The 19,770-nt window shown below is 71.3% G+C and carries 17 protein-coding genes; 8 read left to right on the top strand and 9 right to left on the bottom strand.

The window, feature by feature from the left end; translation table 11 throughout:
• The first annotated feature begins 27 nt into the window (after window positions 1-27).
• From AOM01_RS00585 to AOM01_RS00600, 3 genes are all read left to right on the top strand, one after another.
• Window positions 28-756: a DUF429 domain-containing protein gene (locus AOM01_RS00585; RefSeq protein ID WP_169746486.1), complete on the top strand. Its 729-nt coding sequence runs from the start codon at window positions 28-30 to the stop codon at window positions 754-756.
• A gap of 338 nt (window positions 757-1,094) precedes the next feature.
• Window positions 1,095-1,655 carry a hypothetical protein gene (locus AOM01_RS00595; protein WP_062287482.1) on the top strand — a complete coding sequence of 187 codons (561 nt, stop codon included), beginning with the start codon at window positions 1,095-1,097 and terminating at the stop codon, window positions 1,653-1,655.
• Between the two features lie 398 nt (window positions 1,656-2,053).
• Entirely contained in the window at window positions 2,054-3,031 is a 978-nt protein-coding gene (locus AOM01_RS00600) for a zinc-binding dehydrogenase (RefSeq protein ID WP_062287485.1), read from the top strand.
• 67 nt (window positions 3,032-3,098) lie between these two features.
• Here AOM01_RS00600 and AOM01_RS00605 read toward each other — a convergent pair whose 3' ends face one another.
• Both AOM01_RS00605 and AOM01_RS00610 read right to left on the bottom strand, forming a co-directional pair.
• Window positions 3,099-3,590 (bottom strand): HNH endonuclease, encoded by a 492-nt coding sequence (locus tag AOM01_RS00605; protein WP_156155765.1) that lies wholly within the window; start codon window positions 3,588-3,590, stop codon window positions 3,099-3,101.
• 68 nt (window positions 3,591-3,658) lie between these two features.
• A complete protein-coding gene (locus AOM01_RS00610) occupies window positions 3,659-4,327 on the bottom strand; it encodes a hypothetical protein (protein WP_062287492.1) in 669 nt (222 codons plus the stop codon).
• 520 nt (window positions 4,328-4,847) lie between these two features.
• Here AOM01_RS00610 and AOM01_RS00615 point away from each other — a divergent pair.
• Window positions 4,848-6,038, top strand: a complete 1,191-nt coding sequence (locus AOM01_RS00615; RefSeq protein ID WP_062287495.1) for an RtcB family protein — start codon at window positions 4,848-4,850, stop codon at window positions 6,036-6,038.
• A gap of 94 nt (window positions 6,039-6,132) precedes the next feature.
• On the opposite strand, the gene AOM01_RS00620 is transcribed toward AOM01_RS00615, so the two are convergent.
• Window positions 6,133-7,941: a hypothetical protein gene (locus AOM01_RS00620; protein WP_062287499.1), complete on the bottom strand. Its 1,809-nt coding sequence runs from the start codon at window positions 7,939-7,941 to the stop codon at window positions 6,133-6,135.
• A 48-nt stretch (window positions 7,942-7,989) separates the two neighbouring features.
• Window positions 7,990-9,033: a hypothetical protein gene (locus AOM01_RS00625; RefSeq protein ID WP_156155766.1), complete on the bottom strand. Its 1,044-nt coding sequence runs from the start codon at window positions 9,031-9,033 to the stop codon at window positions 7,990-7,992.
• 187 nt (window positions 9,034-9,220) lie between these two features.
• Between AOM01_RS00625 and AOM01_RS00630 the strand changes: the two genes are divergently transcribed.
• From AOM01_RS00630 to AOM01_RS00640, 3 genes are all read left to right on the top strand, one after another.
• The gene (locus AOM01_RS00630; protein ID WP_062287505.1) at window positions 9,221-10,729 is read left to right on the top strand and encodes an HNH endonuclease signature motif containing protein; all 1,509 of its coding nucleotides are present in this window, start codon (window positions 9,221-9,223) and stop codon (window positions 10,727-10,729) included.
• Window positions 10,730-10,842: 113 nt separating this feature from the next.
• Window positions 10,843-12,330: a serine hydrolase domain-containing protein gene (locus tag AOM01_RS00635; RefSeq protein WP_228374168.1), complete on the top strand. Its 1,488-nt coding sequence runs from the start codon at window positions 10,843-10,845 to the stop codon at window positions 12,328-12,330.
• A gap of 67 nt (window positions 12,331-12,397) precedes the next feature.
• Window positions 12,398-12,856 (top strand): lamin tail domain-containing protein, encoded by a 459-nt coding sequence (locus AOM01_RS00640; protein ID WP_062287508.1) that lies wholly within the window; start codon window positions 12,398-12,400, stop codon window positions 12,854-12,856.
• A gap of 16 nt (window positions 12,857-12,872) precedes the next feature.
• Here the strand turns inward: AOM01_RS00640 and AOM01_RS00645 are convergent, their stop codons facing one another.
• The 5 genes from AOM01_RS00645 to AOM01_RS00665 all read right to left on the bottom strand — a co-directional run bounded on the left by AOM01_RS00645 (window position 12,873) and on the right by AOM01_RS00665 (window position 19,133).
• On the bottom strand, window positions 12,873-13,295 hold the full coding sequence (locus AOM01_RS00645; RefSeq protein WP_156155767.1) for a hypothetical protein: 423 nt from the start codon (window positions 13,293-13,295) through the stop codon (window positions 12,873-12,875).
• A 55-nt stretch (window positions 13,296-13,350) separates the two neighbouring features.
• Window positions 13,351-15,363, bottom strand: a complete 2,013-nt coding sequence (locus tag AOM01_RS00650; protein WP_082109860.1) for an ATP-dependent helicase — start codon at window positions 15,361-15,363, stop codon at window positions 13,351-13,353.
• Between the two features lie 42 nt (window positions 15,364-15,405).
• Window positions 15,406-15,792 carry a hypothetical protein gene (locus AOM01_RS00655; protein ID WP_156155768.1) on the bottom strand — a complete coding sequence of 129 codons (387 nt, stop codon included), beginning with the start codon at window positions 15,790-15,792 and terminating at the stop codon, window positions 15,406-15,408.
• A 22-nt stretch (window positions 15,793-15,814) separates the two neighbouring features.
• Entirely contained in the window at window positions 15,815-17,971 is a 2,157-nt protein-coding gene (locus AOM01_RS00660; protein ID WP_062287520.1) for a beta-galactosidase, read from the bottom strand.
• A 154-nt stretch (window positions 17,972-18,125) separates the two neighbouring features.
• Window positions 18,126-19,133: a LacI family DNA-binding transcriptional regulator gene (locus tag AOM01_RS00665; RefSeq protein ID WP_062287523.1), complete on the bottom strand. Its 1,008-nt coding sequence runs from the start codon at window positions 19,131-19,133 to the stop codon at window positions 18,126-18,128.
• Between the two features lie 206 nt (window positions 19,134-19,339).
• On the opposite strand from AOM01_RS00665, the gene AOM01_RS00670 reads away from it, so the two are divergent.
• Complete coding sequence (locus tag AOM01_RS00670) at window positions 19,340-19,681, top strand: hypothetical protein (protein ID WP_062287527.1); 342 nt, start codon at window positions 19,340-19,342, stop codon at window positions 19,679-19,681.
• The last annotated feature ends 89 nt before the right edge of the window (window positions 19,682-19,770 follow it).

The following is a 19,770-nucleotide window of genomic DNA, read 5'->3' on the forward strand; positions in this document are numbered from 1 at the left end:
GTCAGAGGCAGCCGCTACGGTCAGTACATGCCAGATCACCAGGACGCGACGGAGCACCCGGGGCCGACCTACCTTGGCTTGGACGCGTGCAAGACCGGGTGGGTCGTCGCCGTGATCGACGACTCTGGCTGGGTCGACGCCTTCGTCGCGCCCGCCATCGCCACCGCGGAGTCGCACGGCGTGGCCGCGTTCGGCGCCGGGCATCTGGTCGTCGACATCCCCATCGGCATCCCAGACGCCGGGCCGCGGTCGGCGGATCAAATCGCGCGACGCTTCATCTCCCCGCGCGGCTCGAGCGCCTTCCCCACCCCGGTCCGACCGGCGCTCATCGCACCGACCTACGAGGCGGCCCGCGTTGCGTCGCTTGCCGCGTTCGGCAAGAGCCTTTCCAAGCAGGCGTACGCGATCGCGGACCGGATCCTGGACGTGGACGGCCACGTCGCAAGCGCCACCATCCCGATTCTCGAGCGCCATCCCGAGGTGAGCTTCCGCGCGATGGCGGGCGAAGGCATTGTCTACCCCAAGAAGGCCTTCGCGGGAGCCTCGCTGCGGCTGGCGCTGCTTGCAGCCGAGGGTATCGACGTCCCTGTCGGGATCGAACGCTCGCTGCCCGGGGCGGCTTGGGACGACGTGCTTGACGCCGCTGCCATGGCGTGGACCGCGCGGCGCGTGGCGCGCGGCGAGGCCGACCGTTTCCCCGCGGAGATCGATTCCGAGCGCTTCAGCGACGGCATCGATTCGGCGATCTGGCTCTAGGCGATGGCACACAAACGCAACGCAGGCGCACGCGACACGCGTCCTGTGGCTACCGACCTCAATACGCGTGTGTGGCCCTACCCGAAATCGTCACCGCAGTTGCTGACGCCTAGCGCACAGCGGTTCGCGGCGTGGCTTCGGTGGTGCTGGACGAGTGTCCTGGTGTGCGGCTGCACGTTCATCGTCGCCGCGTTAGGGCTCCTGGCGGTTCCAGCCAGCTCGCTCGTCGCGGCCGCGGCGGCCGGTGCGGCCCTCGCATGGGGCCTTAGCGTCTTCGCAACGGCCCTCACGGTCTCGTGGGCACCACGGCCTACCATCGAACTCGTGGAGACACTGTCGTGACCACTGCGATCGTCGCCGGCGTCTTCGCGACCGCCGTCGCAACAGTGGTCACCGCGATCTGGCAACTTCGGGGCCTGCGGCATGCACGCGCAGCATTCGAAGCCCGCAAGCGCGAGGTCGGCATACAAGCCCCGCTTGAGTTCGACCTTCTCAGGACCCACGAGTTCATCCTCGCCGCCACAAGTCCGTCGCTCAGGGGCTTCCCATCGACCGCCGAGTACGGTGACCGCACCGTCCTTCAACAGGATGCGTATCGCGCCAAGCTCCGTTCGCTAGCCGAGGATTCACACTTCCGCGAGTCGACAGCCAGCACGACGTTGACGGTGATGGCGGGCGTCGCATCGCTCCCCGTGATCAACGCCACCAAGGCCTTGTGGGAGGCGCGGCGCCACCATGACGCGTTCCTCGCAGCCGAGGGAACATGGCTCGCCTGGCTGTTGGTGCTCGCCGTGCTCGTCGTGGGACCGGGCGTGGTGCGCATCGGCGAGGAAGCGCGGCGCAGTCGGATCCATCAGCTCCTCGCGGCTTACGAGAACAGCGACGGGTCGCGTTCCTAACGACCGACGGACGAGAAGGACTCGCGTGGACCCGCCGGCGGGCTATTTTGCAGGGGCTCGGCCGAACGCACATCAGAGTGAAGCCTGGTCTGCGAGCCTCGCGCAGGGAACTTCGCCCACGACTCCTCTCCGCTCCGAGAGCCCACCCTGTTGTGCGCCAGCAAGACAGCACTGTGCGCGCACGCCACCGCGGCACGGCGTCCGCCGTAGCGGTGAGACGTCCCGCTGACGCCGTGCACAGCGTCAGCGCCACCCACTGAACCCCTGCATCGTCCCGTGACACCCGCTGCCGGAATACCCACCCCGGTACCCGCGTTGACGCCACCCGGCACCGCACGGGCTCCTCGCGCACAATTCGAGAAGACGCCCACGCCCCACTCCCACAAGGAAGGCCCCTCATGAAGGCACTGATTCACCACGCGTTCGGCAACCCGGCCGAGGTCCTCACCGTCGAGGACGTTCCCACCCCCGAGCCCGGCCCGGGCGAGGCGCGCGTCCGCCTCATCGTCTCCCCGATCCACAACCACGACCTGTGGACCGTGACCGGCAACTACGGCTTCAAGCCCGAGATGCCCGCCCGCTCCGGCACGGAGGCCGTCGGCATTGTCGAGGCCGTCGGCGAGGGCGTCGAGATCCTCCAGCCCGGTACGCGGGTCGCGACGGGCGGCACGTTCGGCGTGTGGGCGGAGCAGTTCGTCGCCAAGGCCGCCGCGCTCATCCCCGTGCCGGACGGCATCCCCGACGACGTCGCCGCGCAGCTGGTCGCCATGCCCTTCTCCGGGATCAGCCTGCTCGACTCGCTCGACCTCGCCGAGGGCGACTGGATGATCCAGAACGCCGCCAACGGCGCCGTCGGCCGCCTGGTCGCGCAGCTGGCCGCCGCCCGCGGCATCAACGTGGTCGGCCTGGTCCGCCGCACCGACGGCATCGGCGAGCTCGCCGCCCAGGGCATCGGGCGCATCGTCGCCACCGACACCGACGGCTGGCAGGAGCGCGTCCTCGAGATCACCGGCGGCGCGCCGCTCAAGGTCGGCGTCGAGTCGGTGGGCGGCCCGGCGGCCGGCGACGTGATGTCGCAGCTCGCCGAGAACGGCACGCTCGTGGTGTTCGGCGCAATGGCGTCGCCGACCCTGGAGATCGGCTCGGGTGACGTCATCTTCAAGCAGGCGACCGTGCGCGGCTTCTGGGGCTCGAAGGTCAGCGCCGCCATGTCGGCAGAGGACCGTGGGCGGCTGATGCGGGAGCTGTTCGCGCGGCTTTCCGATGGAACGATCACGCTGCCGGTGGAGGCTACGTTCTCCTTTGACGAGATCGCTGACGCTGTGAAGGCGCACTTCACGCCTGGGCGCACCGGGAAGGTCATGCTGCGTCCGTAACCGCCACTGGACGATGCGGCGGTCGGGTTCGCGCCCGGCCGCCGCTTCATTGGGCGAGGCGTGGGGTCTAGCGCCGCCCACCGCGCAGGCGGGCGGCGTGGTCCGCGTCCGTCATTGTTGCTTGCACTCGCACGCTCGCACCCTGAGGGAAGTACGTGCGGCGCCGCTTCTCCAGCGCGAGGACGTACCACCACGGCGGTGTCATGTTTGCCTTGCGCCGGTTGTGACCGGCGCACAGCGCCTGGCCATTGCTGACCACCGTCGGGCCACCCTTGGACCACGGGAAGACGTGATCGGCCTGCTCGGCCGTCGCGGGGCACCTGCCCCACGCGAAGAACAGCGCGCCCTCGCAGCGCCAGTCGGCGCGCGCCATCACCTCGACTCGCGCCCCGTACTTGAACACTCGCCACCGATCCCGGCGCGACGAGCGCGGGCCACGCCCGGGCATGGGGAACGCGATCACCAACGCGAAGAGCACCGCGGGGATGATCCACGGCAGGAGCGGTGAGAACGCCGCCATCAGCGAGTTGACCAGCAATCCCGGATCCACGTCACCCATTGAGCCCCCTCAAACTCGCGCCTCTCGCGAACTCCGCACCAAGCGGCAGTGCCTTCCCTGGCAGGAGGCTAGTGCCCCGCCTCAACATCGTCCGCGGGAAATCTCTCTGCCCCGTCCTCGAGTGGGGCCACAGCGACCAGGTCGACCGCCGACTTGGAATATCGGATAAGTGCGGAGGTGAGACGGTCGCGCATGCGGCGGCTCACACGCCCGTCCGAACCAGCGAGCGTTCGCACGATGTCATCCCGGTCGAGAGCCTCGGAGCCGCGCCGGGCGATGCCGCCGTATGCCACGATCGCCTCCACCGGACGAGTGCAGACCACATCAAGAGAGTGCCCACCCGTGTGACCTCGGATCATCGTGTCAAGATCTCCGTCTACGCCAAGCGGGGTTCGCCCTAGGGCGCCGGCCTGTGCCCGCTCGAACACGGATCGGAGGCGCGCCGGCGTCGCAGTCCCTCCGATCGTCGCAGCCGACGCGAGCGCCTGTGCAGCGGCCTGCGCGGTTGCCATGGTGCCGCCGCGGCGTGGCTTGAGCTCGATCGCAAGAAGGCCACCGCGCGAAGACACTCCAAGGAAGTCGATCGCGGGCTCACCCCACGACGAGGTCGCGTCATTGATCTGCCATGACGGCACCATCACTTCCCACGCGATCAGCCGCACCGATCGGCCCGCGAGGTCGAAGGCGCCGTCGGACCACGCGCGCGCAAGATGCTCCTGCAGCGCCCACTCTGTCATCGCCCGCTCCCCTGCCCCGCTTCCGCGCCGAGCGAGTCGAAGGCGTCCCTCGGATCGTGGATGCGCACGACGCTAGCGCCGGACCGTTCGGATGCTGCGCCTGACACGCCCCGACGCCGCGGCCACGCTCCCTACGCGACTGAACCCCCGCATCGTCCCCTTGCCATACCTCCAACCAGCGAGTACGGTCCCGTAATTGTGCCCAGCGACCGCCGCGGGCACCGTTGCAGTACAAGGAAGGAGTCACGATGCGCCTCGAAGCGAACCGCTCGGCCGTCGAGTATCGACTTCTGCCTCAGCGCACCCCGCTCAATCCCTCCTTGCGCTAGCCAGACTCGCCCACACGACCGTGGGCCACCATGGCGGCGCCGGGCCTGAGCCGCGCCCCGTCTCGCCGCACCGCGCCGCGAGCTCCGGCGCCCCCACCCGCCATGAACCGTGCGCGCGCACGCCTGCTCGCCACTAGCCGCCCCCGAGGGCGGCACCCACCCACACCAACACCCAGCAGAAAGGAAAGACCATGGAGAAGCTGAACGCTCGGCTTCTGAACTGGGCGTCCATCCTGGACCCTCAGACCAAGGAGCAGGCGCTCACCACCTCGACCATGCCGTTCATCTACCCGCACCTCGCTCTCATGCCGGACGCCCACCTGGGGCTCGGCGCGACCGTCGGCTCGGTCATCCCCACCCTGGGGGCGATCATGCCGGCGGCGGTGGGTGTGGACATCGGCTGCGGCATGATCGCCGTCGCGACCCAGTTCACGCGGGCCGACCTCGAGGGCAAGGACCTCGCCGAGCTGCGCCAGCAGATCGAGCGGGCCATCCCCCTGAGCGCCGGCGCGCGGAACCGGAAGCTGCGCGAGAGCGCCCAGGCCCGGGTCGCGGAGCTCGAGAAGGCGGCGACGCCCGAGCAGCTCGCACGGTTCGACGACCTCATGCGGCATTGGCGGCTCCAGCTGGGTTCGCTCGGCTCGGGCAACCACTTCATCGAGGTCAGCGTCGACGAGTCCGACAGCGTCTGGTTCTTCCTCCACTCGGGGTCGCGGGGCATCGGCAACCGGATCGCGCAGCACCACATCGGCGTCGCGCGACGGGAGATGGAGCGGTACTGGATCACCCTGCCCGACAAGGACCTCGCCTACCTGGTCGAGGGCACGCCGGAGTTCGACGCCTACATCGTCGACCTCCTGTGGGCCCAGGCCTACGCCCTCGCCAACCGGGAGGAGATGATGGACCGCGTCATCGACCAGTTCGAGCGGTGGTTCGCCTCCGCTACCGGGGACGATGCGGCGGTCCAGCAGCGCAACAGGATCAACTGCCACCACAACTTCACCCAGCGCGAGCGGCATTGGGGCAAGGAGGTGTGGGTGTCGCGGAAGGGCGCCATCTCGGCGACCGACGGCGAGTGGGGGCTGATCCCCGGCTCCATGGGCACCGCGTCCTACGTGGTGACGGGGCGCGGGCACGCGCCGGCGCTGCACTCCTCGCCGCACGGTGCAGGCCGCGTGTACTCGCGGTCGGCGGCGCGGCGGGCCTTCACCCAGGAGGATCTGCGGGCGTCCATGACGGGCATCGAGTACCGCGACACCGACGCCTTCATCGACGAGATCCCCGCCGCGTACAAGGACATCGACCAGGTGATGGTCGACGCCGCGGACCTGGTGGAGATCCGGCACACGCTCCGGCAGCTCGTCAACGTGAAGGGCGACTGACCGCCTTCCGAGGCGACCACCGCGGGACGATGCGGCGGCTGGGTAGCCGGCCGCCGCATCGTCCCCCGTGGGGGTGGGTGGGGCGACGGCGAGCTCAGCCGGTCGCGTCCTGGAGCCGGTCGCGTTCCGCGATGATGCGCGCGCGTCGCGCGCTCACGAGGAGGTCGGCACTGCCGAGCGGCAGGGTCGGCCAGGCGAATTCCATGGGAGCGTCGATCGCGTTGAGGAACACCTCGGCGCGCTGCGACACGGCGCCCGTCACCCCGAACCATCCGACGGCCTCCTCGACCGTCGGGCCCTGCTTGAAGGTGCCGGCGGTCTCGTTCGCACGGATCACCGCCCAGCCGATCGCCGCGGCGCCGCGCGCGACCAGGGACCGCCGCCGGAAGATGCCCGGGTCGGCCGCCGCCGCGCGCGCGAGGAACCGGCGCATCGCGGTGCGGTGCTCGACGTCGAGGTGCTGGTCCGCGACCTGGTCGAGCAGCGCGAGGTACTCCCCCACGCGCTCGCGGATGTCCTCGGGGATGCCGTCCCAGGTGAAGTCCTCGTCGGGGAGGGGCTCCGTGTCGAGGCCGCTCAACCGGGTGCGGCCGCCCACCGCGTCCGCGAGCCGGTCGAGCAGGAAGGCCTTGGCCTCGAGCTCGTCGTCGAGGTCGCCGAATGGGTCGGTGGCCCGCATGGCCTCGCCGAACGCCGGGACCATCGTGCCGATCGCGAGCAGGACCTCGTCGGTGAGGTCCTGGTCGACGCCCTCGCGGCGGTGCACGAACCGCACGAAGTCCGCGAGCAGCGTGGGAACCTCCTCGACCTCCTCGTAGCCGACCGGGACCACGTTCGGCATCCAGTCGAGCAGGAAGATCTCCGCGACGATCGGGCTCCAGCGCAGCGGACCGCCGACGTTCGCGCTCGCGCCGAACTGCAGGATCAGGTCGAGGTCGAGGATGGTGCCGTCGTCCTCGTCGTCGGCGAACCCTTCCGGGGCCGCGAACTCGTCGGAAGCGAGGAACTCCGCCTTGAGTGCGTCGAGGTCGTCCTGGGTCCACTCGCGGTCGGCCTCGGCGACGCCGCCGTCGGGGAGCAGGGACAGCAGCCACTCGGTGGCGGGGCGCAGCTCGGGCCACTCCTGGTCCTCGATCATGCCGGGCGTCTCGCGTGCGCGCTCGATTGCGGCGGTCACGGTCGCGCGCGCGGCCGCGGCGTCCCATTCGCGCACGTAACCCGCCTCGTCGGTGCCGAACTCGCCGGCCTTCACGCGCGCGAGCAGCTCCTCCTGGGACACGTCAAGGAGGAATGCGCCCTTGACCGCCGAGCCGAGGTTGTGGTCGATGAAGATCACGTCAGTGAACGCGTCGCCCGAGGGGAACCGTGCGCCGAGCACGCAGTTCTCGCCGTCGCCGGCGGACTCGGTCATCCTCGCCACGGCGACCTCGACGCGACCGGCGGCGAGGTCGCGGAGCCAGAGAGGGAGCGGGTGGCGGCGGTGCGCAAGCTCCTCGGCGATGGCCGCGTGGGCGCTGTCTGTGGGCGGGAGCATCTGCGACATCACGGTGAGCAGCGCGGTGGTCTCCGCGAACGGGGTGCCGATGAACGAGTCGACCAGGCCCTCGCGGGAGATGCGGTCCGTGTCCGATTCGGAGTCCCCTCCACCCAGCAGGTCGACGCTCGACCCGCGAGGGTCGGTCACCTCGATGATGGTGCTCACCAGCTGGATGAGGTGGATGGCGGTGTCCGCGCGCAGCGCCTCGCTCACACCGCTCAGCAGCTCCTCGGCGCGAGGGTCCTGGTCGCGGGCGTTCTCGTCGGGGCTCTCGTGCGCGGCGCGGTCCGGCACCGCGTGGAGGTGGCGGCGCGGTTCGGGGCGACGATGCTGGGGACGCTTCGCGGGACGGCGCTTCTTGGTCACGGGTCGAGGCTATCCGGTGCGCGCGTGCGGGGTCCTGGTCGAGCGGGGTCAGTACGGGTCCTCGCTGGAATCGTCGGAGTCGCGTTCAGCGATGATCGCCGCACGTCGCGCGCTGATGAGGAGGTCCGCGGAACCGAGCGCGGGTGGCGTCCGCGTGAACCCGTACGAGGCCGTCGACGGCGCGCCGATCGCGTGCCTGTAGATGCTGGCGCGGTCCGCCACTCCCCCGTCAGTCCCGAACCAGCCGGCGAGCACTTTGACGTTGGCGCCTGGGCGGCGGCTCGCGATGGTGTCGTTCGCCTCGCACACGACGAGAGCCATGGCGGCCGCACCGCGCACGACGGAGGAGCCGCGCCGGAAGACGCGCGGGTCCGCGAGCGCGATCCGCGCGAGGAGGCGCCTCATCGCGGTGCGGTGCTCGACGTCGAGGTGTGCGTCAGTGACCTCGTCGAGCAGTTCGAGGTACTCGGCCACCGGTGTGCGGATGTCCTCGGCGATCCCCTCCCATCGGAACTCCTCGTCGGGCAGCGGTTCCGTGTCGAGAGCGGCAAGCGCGTCCGGGCCGCCGACGGAGGCGGCGAGGGCGTCACGCGCCCGGTCTCGGTAGTCGCGTAGCTCCTCGTCGCGGAGCCACGGGTCGACGGGTCCTCGCCCGCTCCAGGTCACCGTCCCGTGGATGCGCCGGACCGACTCGTGAATCTCTCGCGCCACCTCCTGAGACGTGAGCGGGTCGACGCCCTCGCGGCGGTGCACGAACCGAACGAAGCCGGCGAGCACCGTCGGCATCTCGTCAATGGCGCCGCAGTCCTTGACGATGCCGGGCGCCCACACACGCAACAGGTGGCCGACCACCTGGGAGTCCCACCGCATCGTCCCGCCGAGGCTGACCACCTCGCCGAACGCCAGGATCAGGTCGAGGGCGCACCCGGCGCACTTACCCGGGCCGTACGGGGCGTCGTCGGATGCGAGGAACTCGGCTCGGAGGTTCTCGGACTCGTCGGAGAGCGCGCCATAGACGCGCTCGCCGGGGCGCGACACGCGTTCATCCCAGCCCCTGTCCCAGCCCGTGGACCACCACCGTTCATCTCGCATGCCCCGACGCTATCCACGCCGATCCCCCGGTGGACGTTCTCCACAGGACGGAACCCGCGCATCGTCCCGAGGCAGTGCCGGCGACCCCGGCGACCGATGTCCACAGGCCGTCCCGGCGCGAAGTTATCCACATCTACCAGGGGCAATGTCCGAGGTGGCTGTCAGACCCCCGTGATGAACTTGTTCCATGGACGTCACCACCGCAGCGCTCGACCGGGCAGCAGCCGGCATGCGCGCGCTCGACGGCGCTGACACCCGCGAGCTGCGCGGCGCGGGGCTCCATGCCGCGATCGTCGCCGCGTGCGAGGTGCTGTCGGAGGCGCGCCGGCTCGCGGCCCCGATCGCTGCGGCGGTCGCGCGCGATGCGGGTGGGCAGGGGCTGCGCGGCGGGATCTCGCGCGAGGCGGGGCACCGCAGCCCGGAGTACTTCATCGCGAGCCTGCTCGGCGGCACGGTGGCGGAGGCACGGACGCTCATCGGTGCGGGGCTAGCGATGGACCCGGATGAGCCCGAGGGATCGGGCGGGCCGGGTGGTTCGCGCGGGCCGGGAGACCCGGACCAGGGCGGCGCGGGCGGCTCCGGTGGCGGCGGTGGCGACGACGACAACCCGGACCCGCCTGACCCCAACCCGAAGCCCGAGCGTCCCAAGCCGCGGCCGCCGGTTCGCGGATCGCTCGCGGAGGCGGTCGGCCGCGGGGCCGTCGCGATCGAGGCTGCTGCACTCATCCGCACCACCCTCATGGAGCTCTTCGACGTGGTCGACCGCCCGACGCTGTGGGAGATCGAGAAGCGGCTCGTGGCGAAGGCCCCACGCCTTTCCCTGTACGACCTGCGCAAGGCCTGCTGGCGCGAGCGCGCCACCGCCGACCCTGCGGGGTGGCTCGAGCGCGAGAAGCGGATCCGCGCGCGGCGCTCGCTCACGCTGGGCGAGGACGCCGAGGGCATGACGACCCTCACCGCGCGGCTCGACCCGCTCTCGGCCGCTCCCCTGCGCGCGTGGCTCGACGCGCAGACCACCGAGGCGTTCCGCTCGGCGCGCGACGCGGGCGTCACCGAGGAGCGCACGGCCGCTCAGATCCGCGTCGACGCCCTGGCGGGGCTGGCCTCGCACGGGCTCGACTGCGACTCACCGGGGTCCGGTGTGAAGACCACCGTGATGGTGACCATCGACCGCGATGCGCTGGAGAGCGAGCTGGGGCTCGGCTCGTGCGACGGGATCGGTGTGCCGGTGTCCGGCGCGACCGCGCGCATGCTGGCGGTCGACGCCGAGATCCTGCCCGCCGTGTGCGGCGGCGAGTCCGAGGTCCTGGACCTGGGCCGCGCGCGGCGCCTCTTCACCCGCGCCCAGCGTCGTGCCCTCTCCGTGCGCGACGGAGGGTGCGCGTGGTGCAGCGCCCCGATCTCCTGGGCGGACACCCACCACATCGACCACTGGGCGCGCGACGGCGGCTGCACCGACCTCTGCAACGGAGTCCTCCTCTGCCGCAGCTGCCATCTCCGCCTCCACGACACGGGCTGGGAGGTCGAGATCCACGGCGGCATGGTGTGGTTCAGACCGCCCGCGTCGGTGGACCCGAACAGGGTGGCGATCCTCGGTGGGCGACGGCGCCTCGCGCCCGAGGAGATGCCCGCGCCACCGCCTCTACCCACGTCGCCTGCCTCCCGCCGGTGCAGCGGGAACCACGTGCGGACATGAAGATCGGCGAGGGAGACGATGCGCGGCGCACCTGGCTCGGTGGCGTTGCCCCCGTCGGAGTGCCCGGCTAGGGTCGACGGAAATCCGCACGCACGACTACTGGGGGTGTTCCAGTGCGGCACCTGCTTGCCATCGCAACGCTGGGGTGGGGTCTGGGGCTGGGTCTCGCGCTGGGTCCCGCGACCGCGGCGGCGGCCGCAGCGTCCAGCACAGCCATCGACGATTTCATCACCGCTGAGATGCCCGCCTCCGGCGCGCCCGGCGTCGCCTACGCGGTGATCACGGACGGCGAGATTGGCGAGGAAGGCGCACACGGCGTCATGCGCGTGGACTCCGAGGATCCCGTCACCACGCACACGCCCTTCGTCATCGGCTCGATCTCGAAGAGCTTCACCGCGCTCGCCGTCATGCAGCTCGTCGAGGCGGGTGCGGTGGACCTCGACTCCCCCGCGGGCGACTACGTCGACACCCTCGCGGGCACACCCGCAGGCGCCCCGACGGTGCGCGAGCTCCTCAGCCACACCAGCGGCTTCTCGACCCTGCAGGGCAATAGCGGGCACACCGAGTCCACCGGGAGTCCCGACGACCTCGCGAACGCCGTCGCCGCACTTGCCGCCGTCGAACCCGCGTACGCCCCCGGCACCACCTGGGAGTACTCCAACACGAACTACCAGATCCTCGGCGCGCTGATCGAGGACGTGACCGGCACCGCCTACGGCACCTACGTCACCGAGCACATCCTCGACCCGGTCGGGATGGCGGACAGCTTCGTCGCCGACGGTGAGGTCCACCCCGAGATCGCCACCGGCCACACGCCGTTGTTCTGGACCAAGCGACCGCTCGCCGAGAACACGACCGACATCGCCACCGCACCCCAGGGCGGGATAGTCGCAAGCGCACACGACGTCGCGCTCTACCTCGCGATGATGATGAACGGCGAGGACGACGTCCTCAGCGCCGACGGGAAGGCCCTCATGATGAGCCCCGCCGGCGATGTCTCGCCGTTCTACGGGTTCGGCTGGTACGTGGACACCTCGGACGGCACGGTGGGCCACACGGGCTCGACCCCGGGCGTCGAGACGCAGGCCACCATGGTGCCCGCAAGGGATGATGCCGTGGTGGTCCTGGTCAACGCCGGCAGCGGCATCGGGTTCGGGGAGACCACGCAGCTGCGCTACGGGGTCACCGCGATCGCGCTCGACCTCGACTACGACGGCGAAGGCTCGCGCTGGGCGCAGAAGGCGCTCTTCCTGGGGCTTTGCCTCGCGCCGTTCGTCTATCTCGCGAGCATGGCGTGGGCGTGGCGCAAGCGAGCGGCGGTCCGCGCGAAGAGGCACGCGGGGTTCGCAGGGCTGTTCAGCCTGTGGTTCCCGCTGCTCACCACCGCCGTCGCGGCGTGGGTGCTGCTCGTGCTCGTGCCGGGCTTCATGGGAGCCCCGCTCGGGACGGTGCGGCTCTTCCAGCCGGACATGGCGCTCGCGACGACCGCCACCGCGGTGGGCGGAGTGCTGTGGGCGGCGTTGAGGCTCGCGATCGCCTACACAGGGCGACCGGCCAGCGAGCCTTCCGTCGAGCCAGACGTGAGATCCGCCACTGGATGACCCCTCTCACGCCGAGCTGGGCCTACCATCGTCCCGCGCAGCCCGCGCACGTCTGAGGGGACACTCCATGCTCGCCGTTCGCCGCCTGAGCGCCGTCGCGGTCGCCACCGCCATCGCCGCCATCGCTTCGGTGCCCGCAGCCGCGCCGCCCGCCGACGCCGCCTCCGCGGTGCGGTTCTCGTACGTGCAGTACAACAGCCCCGGCTCCGACACCGGCGGCAACACCTCGCTCAACGGCGAGTACATCAAGATCAAGAACTACGGCACTGCCTCGAAGAACCTCACTGGCTGGTCAGTCCGCGACGTCGCGAACCACGTCTACACGTTCGGCAAGTTCACACTGAAGCCGGGTGCCACCGTGACCCTCTACACAGGCAAGGGCACCAACACCGCGTCAAAGCGCTACTGGGGACAGACCTGGTACATCTGGAACAACGATGGCGATACCGCGAAGCTCCGGAACGCGTCCGGCACCACGGTCGCCAGCTGCAAGTGGGGCAGCTCGGGCTCCGCCAAGAACTGCTAGACCTCAGCCTCGTCGCTCAGTCGCACCCGCAGGACCCGGAAGGCGTCCGCGCCTGCCAGCACACCTCGCAGATGCCGTAGCTCTTCTGCTCCGAAGGGTCGGCGGGCGTGATGCGCTTCTGCACGCCAGGGCTCATGCTGCGCTTGGTGACGGGGAAGTCGACGGCCCAGTTGACCATGCCGTTGCCGTGGGTCTTGTCGCGCACCCGGTCGGGAAGGTCGGAGGCGGCGATCGCCTCGCGCTTGGAACCGAACCACTCGGTCGACCGCTTGTTGATGTGCAGCGGGTGCAGGCCGTCCTCACGGAACGCCTTGATGTAGGTGGACTTCACCTCGCAGCCCGTCACCCCTGCTCTGAGGGCGATCTGGCGCACCAGAGGGCGGGCCTCGTCGGCGATCTTGAGCTGCTCCATGGCAGCCTCGAGGGGGATGTAGGTCACGTCGTTCACCCCTTAGGGTCCCATGAACTTCGGGGGTCCTGCAGGGCCGGACGGCCTACTCGAGGTCTCCGAGGTCGATCGACAGGTCAAGATTCGCGGGCGCTGAGAGCCCCGAGGGCGGCGCCGGACGCACCGGCCGGGCCACCACGTGCGGCACCTCGGTCACCAGCCGCTCCGGCAACGTCCCCAGGAAGTACGCGTCCTCGACGAACCCCGCGGCCGCTCCCCCGGCACCGACCCATGCCCGCACCGGCGTGTGCGACACGGTCCGCGTCACCATCAGCCGGTCCCGCGCCCGAGTGAGCGCCACGTAGAGCACGCGCCGCTCCTCCTCGATCTCGTCCACGTCACCCAGGGCCCGCGCAGACGGGTACGACCCCGCCGACACCCCCGCCACGAACGCCCAGTCCCGCTCGAGCCCCTTCGCCGAATGCACCGTCGACACGATCACGTGATCCTGCTGCGACTCCGGCTCCATCTCCGAGGTGAACACCGGCGACAGGATGTACTCCTCGATGAACTCGAGGATGCTGCGACGGGTGGCAGCGAGCCGCTCGACGTGCACGAGGTCGCGGGCGCGCGCCTCCCAGTTGTCGTTGCGGTACTTGTGCGCCAGGACCGGCTGGAGCATGGCCGCGGCCCTGCCCACCGCATCGTCCACCCGGGCCGCCGCGTCCTCGATCGCGTCGAGGCCCGCGGCCAGCCACGCGGGCATCCCGGCGAGCGCGACGGCACGCGAATCCCGGGCGCTCGCCCCACCCGCCCTTGCTGACAGGAACGCGTCGAAGGACCGCGCGGCCGTCACGTCGCCGACCCGCGGGACGAGGGTGAGGAGGCGCATCCACGCGACCTCGTCGTCGGGGTTCGCGACCACGCGCAACGCGGCGAGGACGTCGCGCACATGGGCGCTTTCCAGGAGCTTCACGCCGCCGAAGAACACGTAGGGGATGTCGTTCTCGACCAGCCGCGCCTCGATCGCGCGGCCCGAGTAGTTGGAGCGGACCAGCACCAGGTGCGTGGCCCAGGGCAGCTCGTCGGCGCGGGCGCGGAGCATCTCGGCGGCGATCCAGCCGGCCTCGTCGGCGGGGGTCTCGAAGCTGTGGAGCTCGGGCTTCGCGCCGCGGCCGCGGACGGCGCGCAGCTTCTTGTCGTAGCCGAGCGGGGACGCCGAAAGGAGCCAGTTCGACAGGTCGAGGATCTCCTGCGTGGACCTGTAGTTGTCCTCGAGCTTGAGCACGGCGGCTCCCGGAACCCGCGACGCGAAGGAATGGATGGAGGCGAAGTCCGCCCCACGGAAGCCGTAGATCGACTGTGCGTCGTCGCCCACGCAATACAGCCGCGTGTGAGGCACCAGCGGGTCGAGGATGAGCCACTGCAGCGGGTTGGTGTCCTGCATCTCGTCGACGAGGATCTCGTCGTAGTGCGACCCGACCCAGGCCGCCACCGCAGGGTCCTCGAGGCGCTTCGCGAAGACCCGCAGGATATCGTCGTAGGTGAGGTAGCGGCGCTCCTGCTTGCGCTGCTCGTACGCGCGCACCGCCGCGCCGATCGCCTTCGCGTCGACGTCCATGTCAGGGAACTTGACCGCGATCGCGGCCGCGAGCGTGCGCCGCGTGTTGTGCGCGAAGCTCAGCACGTCGACGATCTGCGCGGCCTTGAGCCCCTCGACCCGCTTGCCCCGGCCGAGCACGCCGCGCATCACCTGCAGCTGGTCCTCCGCGTCGAGCACGCTCCAGCCCTCGTAGCCGAAGACGTCGGGCGCGCCGCGCACCTCCCGCATGGCCCAGCCGTGGAACGTCATGGCCGCCACCCGGGACGATGCGCCGGCCAGGTCTCCCTGGACGCGCGACCGGATCTCGGCGGCGGCGCGGCGGGTGAAGGTGATCGCCAGGATCCGGTCGGGCGGCGTCCCCTGCTTGATGAGGTGGCGAATGCGGGCGACGATCGTGGTGGTCTTGCCCGTGCCGGCGCCGGCGAGGATGAGGTTGTGGCTCGCGCCGGTCAGGACGGCGGCTCGCTGTGCGTCGTTGAGGTGGCTCAGCGACCCGTCCACCTGCTCCTCAGCCATGCCGACGAGTCTAGGTCCGGGGTGCGACAGGGCCGACCCCGCCTACCGCCCCACGCTCGCCCACACCTCGGCCAACGGCTCCCCCGACGCCACCCGCAGATCCCGCGACCCGAGCGGCTCCGCCAGCTCGAACGTCACCGTGCAGATGGGCTGGCTCGCGTTCATCGGGATGAACCCGGAGCCCCCGAACCCCAGCAGGTCCAGCGTCACCGCATCGGCGGACTCGAGCGCCCGCAGCCGGATCATCTGGCCGCACCCTCCCGGCGGCGCGTACGCCACGGTCAGGGCCGAACCCGACGCCGAGTACCCGTCCACAAACGCCTGTTCCGTCGCCCCGACCATCCCCACGCCGGCCACTCCGAGGGCGAGGACGCCTACCGCAAGGCCGTGCGAGACCACGGCACCGGCACCTACCAGGGGCGTTCCCATGCCGCCACGGTACTCCCACGAGTCAATCGACGTCTTGAACCAGCACCCTCACGTCCCACGGCCCGAGCTCGATCACCGAGTTCTCGCAGATGCGCTCGCCGGACACCGCGTCCACCACCGGCGACGGCGGCGCGACGGACACCGACCCCCAGCCCCAGTGGTGCACGAAGAAGGCGCGTCCGCCGTCCGCGAGCGTCGTCGACGTCACCCGCACCGACTCCGGCAGCCCCGTCCAGCCAGCGACCGGCTCCGGCACCGCGGAGCCGACCAACGCCGCGACCGTCTCCTGATCCGGCACCGTCCCCACCACGGTCACGCGACCCGCCCCAGCCGCGGAAGAGGTGATCGCCGCGTACGCGCCCAGGTGCGGGTCGTCATACGACGCCAGCACCGAGGCGCCGGCCGGCCGCAGGTACTCGACCCACGCGGTGGCGACGGGCGACTCCACCCGGGCCAGCGCATCGTCCCTCGCCACCAGCGGGATGGACGATGCGACGGACTGGAACTCCTGGTACGTCACCTGCGCGAGGCGCGCCAGGCGGGCGGGCTTGATCTCGCCGCGCGCCCGGGCCTCCTCGTCGCCGTAGGCCGAACGTGGCCCGAGGATGAGGTGCCCGCCCGCCTCGGCGTACGCGCACAGCCAGTCCAACAAGGAGTCGGAGGCGGCGTAGTCGGCCGCGACCACGAGCACGGGCCGCGCGGCGGCGAAGGCCGCCGGGTCCCCGAACAGCGCACCAGACCCCACCAGCTGCGCAGGCCGCACGATGCTCACCTGCAGCCCCGCGTCGAAGGCCGCCCGGTAGAACGGCAGCGCGAGCTGACGGTACGCGTCCGGGTTGGGCCCCTGCCGCGCCTCGCCCGCGGGCTGCTGCAGCTGCGGCGCCGAGAGCGCCCACTTCGAGTCGCTCGAGTAGAGGAACGCGACGTCGGCGTCCGGCACGGCGCCGGCCAGCAGCGGCCCCACGGCCTCGAAGTCCGACCCGATCGCCGCGACCTCGTCGAGGATCCGCCCGGGCGCCCCGTCGTGCGGGATGAGCCCGATCCAGTAGGTCTCCGCGCCGTACTGGAGCGTGTGCCAGTGCCAGTACTCGATGGCGCGCGCACCGCGCGACACCAGCGCCCACGCGATCTGCCGCAGCTGCCCGTCGAACGGCGGGATGTTGTACGCGTTCTGGCCGATCCCGCCGGCGTTGGTCTCGGTGACCCAGAACTCGGCCTGCTTGGACGAGTACGCGAGGTCCGCGAGCTCGTAGACGGCCCAGGTCCCGTTGGCGATCCAGTCCGGAGACATGGGCGACGAGTGGGGCACCGCCAGCGCGTCCTGCGCCGTGTAGTACGCGTTGCAGGAGGCCGCATCGAGGGCCCGCGAGAGCGACGCGTCCTCGACGGCGGCCTGCTCGTAGGAGATGCACGTGGTGACGAAGGGCGCACCCGGACCCGACCCCACGATCTCCCGGACGAGCGCGGCCTGCCACGCGATGTACTCGTCCACGAGCCGCGCCTGGAAGCGCCGCCACGCGAGGTGGTACTGCGGCTGCCAGTTGTTGTCGGGCCGCCAGAGCTCGTCGAAGGAGGTCAGCCGGTGCGACCAGTACACGAGGCCCCACTCGCGGTTGAGCGTCTCGACGTCACCGTAGGTGTCCTCGAGCCACGCGCGAAAGGCCTGGAAGATCCCGTCGTTGGAGAGCAGCCGCAGCCCGGGCTCGTTGTCGACCTGGCAGCCCACGATCGCCGGATGGCCCGCGTACCGCCCCACCACCGCGCGGATCACCCGCTCGGCGTGCGACCGGAACGCCGGGTGGGTGAAGTCCATCTCCTGGCGCGCGCCCCACCCGATGGGCTGCCCGGTCGCGGACTCGCCGATCAGCTCCGGGTGCTTCGCCGCGAGCCACATCGGCAGCGCGTACGTGGGCGTCCCCAGGATCACCGCGATGCCGTGCCGGTGCGCCGCGTCGAGCACGGGCTCGAGCCAGTCGAGCTCGAACTGCCCGTCGCGCGGCTCCCACGTCGACCACACGGACTCGCCGACGCGGATCAGCGTGAGCCTCGCGGAACGCATGGTCTCCATGTCGCGTTCGATGCGCGCGAGGTCGGGCTCCTGACCCGCGAGCGGGTACTCGTGGTAGTACGCGGCGCCCAGGTGGAGGCGGCCGGGCGTGTGGTCGGCGGGCTGGGTCACGGTGCTTCCGTTCTCGTGGTGCGGGCGGTGCCGGCGGGCTGTCGCACGCGGGCGGGCTTCATGGGGGCAAGGGCGGCGCGCGCACGCGCCAGGCGGACGATGCGCAGGCCCGGTCGGCGACGCGGCGCCGCCTTCGCGTGGCCCGGCGTCACGGTCACCGCGCCTCCCGACGGTTGGCAGGCGGCGGCGCCGTGGACGCGCGCACCCGCAGCTCGACCGGCACCGCCTCGCGACGGGACGCGGGCGCGCGCCCCTCGACCTCGTCGAGCAGGCGCGCCACCCCCTCGCGGGCGATCGCGTCGAAGTCCTGCGCGAGCGTGGTGAGCGGGGTGTGGAGGTACGCGGACACGTCGGAGTCGTCCATCCCCACCACGCTCACGTCGCCGGGCACGGACAGCCCGCGGCTCTCGAGCGCGTGGATGAGGCCGATCGCCATGTCGTCGTTCGCACAGAACACCGCCGTCACGTCGGGCTGCGCGCCCAGCGCGACGCCGGCGGCGTACCCGGACGCGGCGGTCCAGTCCCCGGCCAGGGTCGGGGGGACGATGCGCCGGGCGCCTTCCAGCGCGGCACGCCAGCCCTCGGCGCGGGCGTCCGAGGTGCGCCAGCCCGCGGGCCCGGCGACGTGATGCACGGTGCGGTGGCCCAGCCCGAGGAGGTACTCGACGGCCTCGCGGCACGCGCCGGCGTCGTCGGCGCCCACGTGGATCCACTCGGGGCTCTCCCCCGGCCGGTCCTCGAACACAAGCACGGGGGTACCAGGCGTCTCGTGCCCGATGGTCGCGGTCGACTCCGCGGGCTCGAGGATCACGATCCCGTCGACGCCGCGCGCCACGAGCGAGTCCATCGCCTCGGAGATGGCCCGCGGGTCGCCCGTCGCGGTGCGCGTGAGCACGATCGAGTAGCCGGCCTCGCGCGCCGCCGCCTCGACGCCGGCGAGGATCGCCGACGGGCCGCGGAACGTGGTCGACATGGTCACCACTCCGAGCGTCCGGGTGCGCTGAGTCACGAGCGCACGGGCGGCAGCGTTGGGGCGGTAGCCGGCCTGCTCGACGGCGGCGAACACGCGGGCGCGGACCTCGTCGCGGACGTTGGGCTCGTGGTTGATGACGCGGGAGACGGTCTTCTGGGCGACCCCGGCCAGGCGCGCGACGTCGGCCATCGTGGGGTTCCGCGTGGCCGCTCGGCCCGCCGTTGACTGCGCTGTCACACCGCGAGTATCGACCCGCCTGACAGCGCTGTCAACCGCAAGTCGACCCGCGCGCGGGTGAACATCGCGCGACCGCCCTTCCCCGCGCATCGTCCCCCGACCTACCCTGCCCCCAGAGGCCCGACCCCCCGGGGCCCCGCGCGAAAGGGCGAGCGTCCATGACCGACGTCCGCGACCTCATCGACTACGACACCCCGTACGACTATGCGGAGCTCCTCGAGCGCGCCGGCGCCACCCGCGACTCCGCGCGCTGCACGCTGTGCGGCCTCGACTCCGAGCCCCTGCCGCCCGCGCGGCTGACCGTCATCAAGTACCGCCAATCGGGCAGCGAGCGCGGCTCCAGCCGCCTGTACTGCGCGCTCCACCTCGCGGCCTGGAGGGACGATGCCCGGTCCAGCAGGCGCCCCGGGCGCCGGGGCGCGGAGGCACCGTCCCATGAGATCTGCCCCACCTGCTTCATGCAGATGCCGCTCACGGGCGGCTGCCCCCAGTGTGACTAAGTTATCCAGGGACTTTACGCAAACTTGGGAATGGCGAGGACTCGTCGCGAGTTGAGCAACGATGCCCGCCCCCGCGCCGCGGGGGCCAT

The sequence above is a fragment of the Demequina phytophila genome (genome assembly GCF_000971135.1).
In the GTDB taxonomy this organism is placed as follows: domain Bacteria; phylum Actinomycetota; class Actinomycetes; order Actinomycetales; family Demequinaceae; genus Demequina; species Demequina phytophila.